The sequence below is a fragment of the Virgibacillus salarius genome (assembly GCF_039521925.1).
GTDB lineage: Bacteria > Bacillota > Bacilli > Bacillales > Amphibacillaceae > Virgibacillus > Virgibacillus salarius.
This window is the reverse complement of record NZ_BAAACY010000095.1, coordinates 1-11,480: the sequence shown is the minus strand read 5'-3', so window position 1 is coordinate 11,480 and position 11,480 is coordinate 1. Positions and strand designations below refer to the sequence as shown.

General features: G+C 37.2%; 9 protein-coding genes and 1 pseudogene. 5 read left to right on the top strand and 5 right to left on the bottom strand.

Annotated elements, in window-relative coordinates:
- Positions 1 to 229 precede the first annotated feature (229 nt).
- Together ABDZ84_RS12335 and cudC are read right to left on the bottom strand one after the other, a co-directional pair.
- Positions 230 to 1,135 carry a glycine betaine ABC transporter substrate-binding protein gene (locus tag ABDZ84_RS12335; protein WP_026679731.1) on the bottom strand — a complete coding sequence of 302 codons (906 nt, stop codon included), beginning with the start codon at positions 1,133 to 1,135 and terminating at the stop codon, positions 230 to 232.
- 21 nt (positions 1,136 to 1,156) lie between these two features.
- Positions 1,157 to 1,720, bottom strand: a complete 564-nt coding sequence (cudC, locus tag ABDZ84_RS12330) for a choline uptake/conversion transcriptional regulator CudC (protein WP_026679730.1) — start codon at positions 1,718 to 1,720, stop codon at positions 1,157 to 1,159.
- A 278-nt stretch (positions 1,721 to 1,998) separates the two neighbouring features.
- Here cudC and betB point away from each other — a divergent pair, with 278 nt between their 5' ends.
- From betB to ABDZ84_RS12315, 3 genes are all read left to right on the top strand, one after another.
- Complete coding sequence (gene betB, locus ABDZ84_RS12325) at positions 1,999 to 3,486, top strand: betaine-aldehyde dehydrogenase (RefSeq protein ID WP_425542123.1); 1,488 nt, start codon at positions 1,999 to 2,001, stop codon at positions 3,484 to 3,486.
- A gap of 32 nt (positions 3,487 to 3,518) precedes the next feature.
- Positions 3,519 to 4,727, top strand: a complete 1,209-nt coding sequence (gene gbsB / locus ABDZ84_RS12320; RefSeq protein WP_026679728.1) for a choline dehydrogenase — start codon at positions 3,519 to 3,521, stop codon at positions 4,725 to 4,727.
- Positions 4,728 to 5,316: 589 nt separating this feature from the next.
- Positions 5,317 to 7,578 carry a metallophosphoesterase gene (locus tag ABDZ84_RS12315; RefSeq protein ID WP_080668604.1) on the top strand — a complete coding sequence of 754 codons (2,262 nt, stop codon included), beginning with the start codon at positions 5,317 to 5,319 and terminating at the stop codon, positions 7,576 to 7,578.
- Positions 7,579 to 7,989: 411 nt separating this feature from the next.
- Here the strand turns inward: ABDZ84_RS12315 and ABDZ84_RS12310 are convergent, their stop codons facing one another.
- Positions 7,990 to 8,571: a GNAT family N-acetyltransferase gene (locus tag ABDZ84_RS12310; RefSeq protein ID WP_051388227.1), complete on the bottom strand. Its 582-nt coding sequence runs from the start codon at positions 8,569 to 8,571 to the stop codon at positions 7,990 to 7,992.
- Between the two features lie 239 nt (positions 8,572 to 8,810).
- Here ABDZ84_RS12310 and ABDZ84_RS12305 point away from each other — a divergent pair, with 239 nt between their 5' ends.
- On the top strand, positions 8,811 to 9,404 hold the full coding sequence (locus ABDZ84_RS12305; RefSeq protein ID WP_080668603.1) for a GNAT family N-acetyltransferase: 594 nt from the start codon (positions 8,811 to 8,813) through the stop codon (positions 9,402 to 9,404).
- 241 nt (positions 9,405 to 9,645) lie between these two features.
- Here the strand turns inward: ABDZ84_RS12305 and ABDZ84_RS12300 are convergent.
- Positions 9,646 to 9,873: pseudogene (locus ABDZ84_RS12300) on the bottom strand (alpha/beta fold hydrolase); the annotation flags it as partial.
- Positions 9,874 to 9,907: 34 nt separating this feature from the next.
- Entirely contained in the window at positions 9,908 to 10,591 is a 684-nt protein-coding gene (locus ABDZ84_RS12295) for a uracil-DNA glycosylase (protein WP_166530366.1), read from the bottom strand.
- A gap of 201 nt (positions 10,592 to 10,792) precedes the next feature.
- Between ABDZ84_RS12295 and ABDZ84_RS12290 the strand changes: the two genes are divergently transcribed.
- Positions 10,793 to 11,305: a type 1 glutamine amidotransferase domain-containing protein gene (locus tag ABDZ84_RS12290; protein WP_321134003.1), complete on the top strand. Its 513-nt coding sequence runs from the start codon at positions 10,793 to 10,795 to the stop codon at positions 11,303 to 11,305.
- Positions 11,306 to 11,480 lie beyond the last annotated feature (175 nt).

The following is an 11,480-nucleotide window of genomic DNA, read 5'->3' as shown; positions in this document are numbered from 1 at the left end:
CTAGACTGGAAAAATATGTTTATATTTTCATTGCACCATACTTCTTTTTTATTAGCTTGACGGCTATGGGCCGTGCCCGCGGAAAGCGAAGTAATTCGTCGGAGCATTGCCAATATACATCAACCATTTCAAAATAACTACTTGGCTTAACGCAGTCATTGCACTGATTTTATACTTTCTTAACTTATAAAAAAGGGAGCCACACTTGTGCTCCCTTTGGATGTTATTCCTATTCCTTTATCCATTGATTGACTAAATCTTGATTTTCTTCGACCCATTTCCTAGCACCATCAATCGGTTCATCAGCGTCCTTGACATAGGTCATTAATTCCCCAATGGAATCATCATCCATTTTCCAATCTTTCATCCACTTACTAACTTTTGGAAAATCTTCTGCAAATCCTTGACGAGCTGCATGATGAATCTTTTCTACGCCACCATAAACCTCTTTGGGGTCTTCCAGGTATTTTAAATCATACTGTGAGAAGACACGATGCGGACTCCAAAGCGGTGCAACAATTGGTTCTTCATTCTTAATAGCTTCTGCAATTTCCGTTATCATAGCTGGTTCAGAACTTGGCAATAATTCATAATCAAGATCGTATTCTTTAATTAAATCCTCTGTTACTTCCATCGTACCTGCCCCTGGATCAAACCCGGTAATTTCACCTTCAAACATGTCTGCATGTTTATTTAGATCCTCTATACTATTCATGTTTTCTAAGTATTTTGGGACAACAAGACCAACTTTTGCGTTATCATACCAAGTTTCTTCTGAAAAGAAAACCTCATCTTTATACTCTTGCAGATAGGCTTGATCCTGAACTGGTAGCCATACCTCTAGATTAATATCCAATTCATCCTCTGCCAATGCTTTCATAATTGTACCCATATCAAGCAATTTCAAATTAACTTCATAGCCCTGATCTTCCAAAATAACTTTCCACATATTGGTTACAGCGATATTTTCAGCCCAATTGATCTGTGCCATTTCAATGGTACCTTTATTCTCAGTTCCATCCTCTTTGGCATCTCCGGAACCTTTTTTATCTGACTCTGCACTTTCTCCACATGCTGCTAATACAACGACGAATGCTAATCCTATTAGTAGAAGTTTACTTTTAATGAAACGCATAAATTGTCTAATCCTCTCCCATCACGTATTTTTATCGTCTGGATCTTTTGGTAAAAACTCATATATCTCTTCTGATCGTATGCTTGCTACCAACCGTTCAAGCCAGCGGTAATATATTTTTGACTGATCAAGCAGCTCATAAATTTTACGTGCTTCATCAACTAGCTCTGCTGATACATTTTCATCTTCAAAAATTTGATCTAATTCAAATTCAGCCTGTTTAATTGCCTCCATGTTCATTTTTGCCTCTCGGTCCCATAATTGACAAAAATAAGACATAAACGAATGGAAGAAATTCTTTTCGGCCGCATACGTATGTTTACGAGATCCACGTTGAAATTTCTTTTTAACCATCTCATTTTCTTGTAGCTTTCTTACACTTGTGCTCATACTTGGCTTACTCATCCCAAGTTCCTCTCGCATTTCATCGAGATTCATTTGATCCTTAAAATACATCGTTGCATAAAGCTTTCCTGCAGCTGGTGTTACACCATAAACATCCATCGTTTCGGCGATAGTTTCAATGACATATCCCTTTGCCTCTTCCAGCTTCTCCCTAGCCATGTCATCATTTGAAGCCGCCATTCCGTCACCTCCTATTTTTAAAAAATTTAATACGTTAAGAATTTATTTTACAAACTTAATGGTAACGTATCCTCGAAATATGTCAAATAATAATAAGAAAAGTTTAGTGTATTTTTAATTAAACCCATACATTAAAAAGAAAACCGCTTACTACTTCAGCAGTTTCTATAACTAAATTCTCATATTAACAATTATACGTATTCACTTTGACAACAATAAAGCAACATGTTACATTAGTTTTGTTCAAAACGTTAAATAAATATTTAACAAACTTAACGATGGAGGAGGTTTTCCCTTTGGACTGCAAACGAAATTATATTGATGGTGAATGGGTAGCATCAAAGACAAATGCTACTCGAGACATTATTAATCCTTTTAATCAAGAAGTCATTGCTACAGTTACGGAAAGTGATGAAGTTGACACACAGACAGCCATTAAAGCTGCAAGAAAGGCATTTGATTCTGGGGAATGGGCAACAACACCAGCAACAGAAAGAGGGCACATTGTTAGGACCATTGCTCAATTCATTGAAAGAGATAAAGAGGAATTAGCTAAGCTAGAATCACTTGACACTGGAAAAACAGTTGAAGAAAGTCGTGGAGATATGGAGGATATTGCTGGTGTCTTTCACTATTATGCTGAACTAGCAGATAAAAATGGCGGAGAAATTATTGACTCGCCAATTCCAAATACGATAAGTAAGGTCGTACATGAACCTGTTGGTGTATGCGGACAAATCACACCTTGGAATTATCCGCTCTTACAAGCATCCTGGAAGCTTGCTCCTGCATTAGTAGCAGGCAATACACTTATTATGAAACCAAGTGAGATTACACCACTAACTACCGTTAAGGTGTTTGAATTAATGGAGGAAGCAGGTGTTCCAGCTGGAGTCGTTAATTTAGTACTTGGACCAGGACAGTCCGTAGGTGCTGAACTTTCTGCTAATAAAGAAGTTGATCTTATTTCCTTTACTGGAGGTATTGCAACTGGTAAGAAAATTATGCAAGCAGCAAGTTCCAACGTGAAAAATTTAGCACTTGAACTTGGCGGAAAAAACCCAAATATCGTTTTTGCAGATGCTGATTTTGATACAGCGGTAGATCAAGCACTAAATGCAGTCTATTTTCACGCAGGACAAATTTGCTCTGCCGGAACAAGATTAATTGTTGAGGAAAGCGTTCATGATGCGTTTATTGAGAAACTTGTTAAACGAGTTATGGACATTAAGCTAGGTAACGGTTTTGATGAGGCAACACAAATGGGACCGCTAATTTCTGAGGAGCATTTAAATAAAGTTATTGATTATGTGGAAACTGGTAAACAGGAGGGAGCTACCGTTGTGGTTGGCGGAGATCGCCCAAGTGACCCTCAATTACAAAAAGGTTTCTTTTATCTTCCTACCGTACTCACAAATTGTACAACGGATATGAAGGTAGTTCAAAACGAAGGTTTTGGTCCTGTTATTACCGTAGAAACATTCCAATCAGAAGAAGAAGCTATTCATCTAGCCAATGATTCAATTTACGGTCTGTCTGGTGGCATATGGACAAATGATATTGCTAAGGCGGAGCGTTGCGTAGCAAAGATGCGCATGGGAACGGTTTGGATTAATGAATACAATCTATATTTTCCGCATGCACCTTGGGGCGGATTTAAACAATCTGGAATTGGCCGAGAACTTGGCAGAGCTGGATTAGAAGAATATCAAGAAACGAAGCATATCTTTCAAAACTTAAAACCAGAAGCAATAAATTGGTTCTAAATATAAAATTTCAATCTTAGGAGGAATCGTCGATGAGTTTAAATATGAAAGTTGAACATATGCATAAATTCCATACATTTGAAATCCCAACAGCGATCAAGCATGGGATCGGAGCAATTAAACATATTGGTGAAGAAGTTAAAAACCTTGGTGTTACCAAAGTTCTTCTCGTAACTGATCCTGGTATCTATAAAGCAGGGGTAACTGAACCTGTTGAGAAACATCTAAAAGAGGCTGGAATTGAGGTTGTTGTCTTTAATAAAGTAGAGCCGAATCCTCCTGTACGTTTAATCGCTGAAGGGTCTAAGGTATTTACAGAAGAATCATGTAATGGACTCGTAGCCGTAGGTGGCGGTAGTTCAATGGATACAGCAAAGGGAATTGGTGTTGAAGCAACACACGATGGTAGTGTACTAGATTACGAAGCTGCCGAAGGTAAGAAACCTTTAGAAAATCGTATTCCACCATTAACTACCATTCCAACAACTGCAGGTACAGGTTCAGAAGTTACACAATGGGCTGTTATAACAGATGAAGAACGTGAATTTAAGTTTAATACAGGTGGCCCATTAATTGCGGCACATTTAACCATTCTTGATCCTGAATTACATGTGTCCATGCCCCCACATGTAACAGCTATGACAGGTATTGACGCACTTGCTCATGCAATCGAGTGCTATACGATGCATTTTGCACAGCCGGTAACAGATGCAGTTGCACTATTGGCAATAGAGTACGTAGGTAAATATATTCGTCGGGCATACGCTGATGGTGGTGACATTGAGGCACGCTACGGGATGGCACAAGCTGCCATGCTTGCTGGACTTTCATATGGAAGTGAATCAGCTGGAGCAGCACATGCTATGTCTCAAACATTAGGCGGTATTATTCCCGTTGCCCATGGACAATGTGTGGCTACGATGATGGGACCCGTGATGGAATATAATTGGAAAGGACATCCTGACAAATTTGCACGTATCGCACAAGCACTAGGTGCAAACACATTCGATATGACAACTGAAGAAGCAGCAAAAGCAGCAGTCAATGAAGTTTATCGTTTAGCAGAAGACTTAGATATTCCTAGTTTAGAAGAGCAAGGTGTTTCACCTGATATGATCGAGCGTTTATCAAAAGAGGCCATGAAGGATCCACAAACAGTAGGAAATCCACGTGATCTCACCGAAAAAGACTATCAGTGGATTTATAAGCGTTGTTTCGGATTAGTGGCAAAAACCGTATAATCCAAAGCAAACTTGCATGGACCCCGTAGTTAAGAAACTAGATAAAAGAGACTGAGACAAAAGAATGAAGAAACAATATAAAAGAGACTGAGACAAAAGAATGAAGAAACAATATAAAACGAACAATAATTAATTTTAATTAATTATTGTTCGTTTTTTGATTAGAATAATAAATTTAGCACCTGAAATAAGCGAGACTCCAGCGGGAACAGTACAAGTCCGAAGGATCCACTTGGTAACGTGTTTTTCTTTACCAAGGTAGCTGTTGCCGTACCCGCGGAAAGTGCGTATATTTTCACGGTGCGGCGATGACACTCCTATTGATAACATGATTATTCGTATTTTGAGTAAAGAAGTGTGTTTTGTCCCAGCCTTTTCATTTACCTTTTTTGTCATCATGTGAAAATACCAACGTATTATGAGATAAACATCAACTTATTCAGTGAACTTAAAACATACTCTCTCAGCTATTTTACATTGAATTTACAGTGGTTTTATATTGTGTTATTAAATTTTTATTATCATAACTATATAAAACAAAGTTTATTTTCCAGCTAGTGAAATAATTAGTGATAGGAGGAATGTTATCATGAAATCGAAGAGCAACTTTTGGGTAATTTTGGCAGCCCTTACGTTAGGACTAACAGTTTCATTTTCTAGTGCACAAGCTTTCTCGGAATCTTCAAGTTTAGTAAACAACAATCGTAAACCAGAACTTGTTTTTCCTGTAATAAGTGATGTGCATATTGACAATAGTTCAACAGTTGATGATGAGAAATTTAAAGCAGCGATGAACCAACTAAACAAAGTTGCCCCTGATCAGGATGCTTTTGTTGTGGTAGGGGATTTGACTGATTACGGATATGAAACAGAGTATGATAAATTTTTCTCTATTTATAATGAAAAGAAACAAGATGGCGTCAATTCCTTGTTTACAATGGGTAATCACGATTATTGGAATGGTCTATCTATTAAGGATGCACAAACTCGTTTCTTGGAAAAAACAGCAATGGAATCGATCTATTATCACAAAAAAGTAAATGGCTATCATTTTATTGCGTTAAGTCCTGAAGACAGCACCACTCATGGTTTGTATACGGTTGATCAAATTAACTGGCTGAAAAAACAATTGGAGGCAGCAGAAAAGGACAACCCGGGAGAACCGATTTTTGTGTTCCTACATCAACATATTAAAGACACAGTTTACGGAAGTGATTTGTGGGGTACCCAAGAAAATAAAGAACTTCTATATGATACATTGAAGGAATACCCCCAAGTAATTACATTCTCTGGACATTCTCATTACCCACTTGAAGATCCTAGAACGATTCATCAAAAAGATTTTACATCTGTCGGTACCTCTTCCGTCAGCTATTTGGAATTGGAACCAGGGAAACTTCAAGGGTTTCATCCACAAGGATATCGAGATATTAGCCAAGGTATGGTTGTAGAGGTTTATAATAATGAAGTCGTGATTAAGAAACGTGATTTCCATAAAGATAATTGGGTAGGAGATCCTTGGGTGATAAAATACCCAGCTAAGAAAAATAAATTCAACTATACAGAAGACCGTGACCATATAAATCCGGTATTTCCAACAAAAGCCGATGCATCAATCATAGAAGAAAAATCAACATTAAGAAGTTTAACTATTGAATTTCCACAGGCAACTGATAACTTGCTAGTACATTCATATCAAATTAAGGCCAAAAATTTAAAATCAGGAGAATATGATGCAGATTTCAAAGCGTTTTCCAATTTCTATTATGATCCTATACCTAAGAAATTAGAATTCCCAATAAACGGTCTTCAACCAGGTACTACGTATGAAATTGAGATACAAGCACTGGACTCATTTGGAAACACAAGTAAAACAAAATTAAAAACTGAAGGAACTACAAAAGCTTTAGAGATGGTATCAACACAAGCTTCTCCTACTCTAGTAACGAATGGTGAATCAACATCCATTCAAGTAAAGATGAAAAACTATGGCAGTAAAGGTGTAAACGGAAAAATTAAGATTGATGCACCTACTGACTGGACATTGGTAAATCATGAAATCGCTTATGAGCTTACAGGTTATGAAGAAAAGACGTTGAATGTTAAAGCTACCCCATCTGAAGCAATTTCAGGTGCATCTGAATTCACAGTTACAGCTTATGAAGGTGAACAAAAAATCGGATCAAAAGATGTCCAAGTTCTAGTAAACATGATGCTGGGACAAAATTTTGATTATTTACAGTCTTCATTAAAACCTGCAGTTAATGAAGATATCCCTGACTCAATTCTAGGTTGGACTAGCGAAACTCCAAATGGGTGGACGATTACCAATAGCTCCCATATGCCTGCTGGGACAATAGAATGGCAAGGGTGGAGCTTTACTACAAAAGATTTTTGGACAAAAGCTGATACACAAGAACGTGAAGATTTTGATCTTGGACAAGGTGTTATTGCCGTTGCTGACCCAGATGAGTGGGATGATAATGGTTCACCAGCATCTACCGGATACTTTGATAGTACATTAACGTCACCTTCTATAAAAGTTAAAGGTGATCAAAACCTATCATTAGGATTTGCCTCTCATTATAAACAAGAAGGAATACAAACAGCTGAAGTAACAGCAGTTTTTGATAATGGTGAAAAACAGCAAGTACTTATTTATGACAACAAAAGCACTTCTGATAATGGGAACAGCCATGTTTTAAATAAGTATGAAGTTAAATCAATTAACGTTCCTGAAGAAGCTTCTTCAATGAAACTGAAATGGAGAATGTATAATGCGAAAAATAATTGGTTCTGGGCGATTGATGATATTAGACTTGATGATCAAATGATTGTGCCGCCAAATTAAATCTAAAATCAAGTAGGAGGGGATGGCTAATCCCCGAACTTTACACCACCATCATACTTACCGATAGGTACACGGTTGATTCAAATGATACGATTTCGGTTCCGTGTCCTAGTAGACAGGGACAGAGGTGCACGATAATCAGTTCTATGATGCTTGCGATTGATGACAGCATCTCTGTCCTAATCATAGGCCTACTCTTTCGATAACATCTAACTTACTTAATCCTTTTGCACTTTGTTTTAATTCCTCAGAGTCCATGGATGAATGTTTCTTCATTGATTACAAAGAAAGACAGCCTGGATATCGGTAATCTTTTTCTAAATAAATAGGAATAGTGGTTGGCTATTATCACACCCTCTTCTTGCAAGAGTACTTATTATGAAGTAAGGATACTTCTGAAAGACTACTAAATTAGTTGGTTTTACGATTATCATCATCTTTAATAATCGCGTACATACATATATCCCGATGTTTTCCTTTTATAAACAATCGTTTTTTCAATATACCTTCTAATTTTAATCCACATTTCTCTAATACTTTTTGGGAGCCAATATTTTCTACGAAACTCCTTGCCTGGATTCGCTGTAACTTCATGGTTGTAAAACCATATTTAATCACCTCCTGACAAGCTTCGGTAACAATCCCCTTCCCCCAATGCGTATTTGTTAGGACAAAGGCCAATTCTGCCGTATCATTTTCTTGTTCCCAAAAAACGTATTCAATCATGCCAATCAACTTTTTATAAGGTTTTAACTCTATCCCCCACGGAGCTAATTGATTATTATCATATTGATCCAATACAAAATTGATAAATAGCTTTGTCTGTTCGTGTGATTGATGTGTATCAAATGGAAGATACTGCGTGACTACATCTAATGATGTAAAGGCATGAATTGCGGAAAGATCTGTGGCCATTATTTTCCTAAGAATGAGTCTTGGCGTTTCTAATATCGGTTGTTCCAGATCAATTTCCCTATCATTCAATTGCGCCATATCAACCCCCCTTTTTTTCCACCGTCAATGACCTTTAATCTAAGGAACCTTATATCTAACATCTTTAAAGCAAATGACCTATTCTATGCTATTTTCGAATAAGGTTGATCTATAACCTATTTACCACTAAAAAATATAGATACATTAGTTAAGATAATATATTGAATTATATGTCTATTTATTTTTTTATGAATAATGATATACTATATACATTTGCAAAATGAAGGGGGTTATCATTCATGAAAAACAAGTATATTTTCCAATCCGAACGACTAGGCTTTAGAAGGTGGCAGGAATCAGACAAAGATTTATTTTCAGCCATGAATGCTGATCCTATAGTTATGAAGTACTTCCCTAAACCATTAACGAAAGAACGATCAGATTGGTTAATAGATAAATTTGAACAGGATTTAGCTGGAAAAGGATATGGTATTTGGGCAGTTGATCGCTTAAAAAATCATCAATTTATCGGTTTTATTGGACTGGCTGACATAGATATGCCTGATGTTACGTCGTCTTCCATCGAGATTGCATGGCGATTAGATAAACAGTTTTGGAAAAAAGGGTATGCAGTTGAGGGTGCTAAGACTTGTTTAGATTATGCTTTTCAGACGTTGCGCATGGATGAAATCTGTGCTTTTACCTCCACGATAAATAAGCCCTCTGAAAAAGTGATGGAGCGTATTGGAATGCAAAGGATTAAAACATTTGGACATCCTAAATTAGAGATTGATAGTCCACTGAAGCAACACGTTTTGTATCAGATTCGTTATGATTACTCCTCCATCTCAGAGCATTGTGCATATATAACAAAAGCGCAAGCGCCCGATTAGAAACGCAGTAACTGGAGCGATTCAACGGAGATAAAGGAAGCACGGTGGGCTTGCGAGCCGATGATGACTTAGATTAGGGCGATTCGTGAAGTCGCCTAGTTTCTGGGCGCTTGCGCTCTGGACGCGGCTCAATACGACCATTTTTATCTACATGAGCAAATTTTAAAATTTCCTAGAATATAATAAAAACCAGAAAAGGATACAATCTATCACCATTCCGGTTTCTGCCTGCTCTTATCTAAAGCATACTAAGCTGATAGGGGAGACTTGCCTTTACTGAATTCCCGGCATCCCTTAAGTTTACCAGGTAAACCTTATGGTTATGCGTAAAAGAATCAGCAAAATAGTCCCCCGAATGATTAAATTCGGAATAATAATGCGTTACACATAAAGGAGTTCCTTCCCCATTACAAAACACCTCAAATGTGCCACGAGAAGTTTTAATTAACTGCTGATCCCACCCACTCATTAATTTATCTCCTTCCCTAGCTACATTTAAATCACTACATATAATCATTCAAACGCCAATCGATTTCCTTTCTGCCAATTTCTTTTAATAGATTATTTGCTCTAGAAAATGGCTTGCTACCAAAAAATCCTCGATATGCAGATAATGGACTAGGATGCGGGGATTTAATAATATAATGCTTATTTGTATCAATCAAAGCACGCTTTTTCTGGGCGGCCCCTCCCCATAATATATATATTACAGGCTCCTGCTTTTTGTTTAATGATTTAATAACTTCATCAGTAAATTGCTCCCATCCCATACCTTGATGAGAATGCGCCTCGCCTTGTCTAACCGTTAATACATTATTTAGTAATAATACACCTTGCTCCGCCCAGTTTACTAATGATCCGTGATCTGGTATTGGATGACCTAAATCAGTATGCAATTCCTTAAAGATATTCTTTAAGGAAGGTGGTATAGCAACTCCTTTATTTACAGAAAAGCTTAGTCCATGCGCTTGGTTCGGACCATGATACGGATCTTGCCCTAAAATAACTACTTTCACACTTTCAAAAGACGTATAATGAAGAGCGTTAAATATGTCGTTCATATCTGGATAGATTATTTTAGAAGCATATTCCTTTTTTAGAAATTCTCGAAGCTGTTGATAATAAGGCTTTGTAAATTCTTCCTGTAACAACACTTCCCAATCATTCTTTAAAATTTGTTTTTTCAATTCCAATCATTCCTTGTAAATTATATCGCTCCTATTATTCTATCATGTATGAACCGTATTTCGATACCATTCCTTTTGTCATTAAAAGTAACCTTTAGGTAACCTCCGCACAAAAAAGTGCATACTTCACAGTTGTTTTATGCTCCTTTAAAATAATTCATGTAATGAAAAAGAATAGAGGAAGAAAGGATGTGTGTGTTGATGAGTAAAAAAATTGCTGTACTAGTTACTAATATGGTTGAAGAGATTGAGCTAACTGACCCAGTACAACATTTCAAAGAAGCAAATCATTCCGTTGATTTAATCGAAGGAGAAGCTGGCAAAAAGATTACTGGTAAAAATGGTAAAACATTCACGATAGATAAAGGAATTGATGAAGTGAAGCCAGATGACTATGATGCACTTTTAGTACCTGGTGGATTTTCACCAGATTTATTGCGAATCGATGAGCGAAATGCCACGTTTGCCCGAAGCTTTATCGAAGCTAAAAAGCCAGTCTTCGCCATTTGCCATGGACCTCAGTTTCTAATCGATACGGACCTTTTAAAAGATGTAGACATCACTGGTTTTACGTCAATTCGTAAGGACCTGCTAAATGCTGGTGCAAACTTCAAGGATGAAGAAGTAGTAGTTGATCAGAACATCGTTACTAGCCGAACTCCCGATGACCTTCCAGCATTTAACCGTGAAGCATTAAAACTGCTTCATGCTTAATACTTCACTTATAGTTGCCGAGGAACTTTTCTCGGCAGTTATTTTTGTATAACTAAAGGAAAGAACCGTTACTTTCTTCGCTAACACACTATGGGTTCTTAGTTATTTAAGAAAAACCGGGCAAAAACCAGCCCGGTCCTTTCCTGTTTGCCATAGCTAGAGCACATCCGATAGT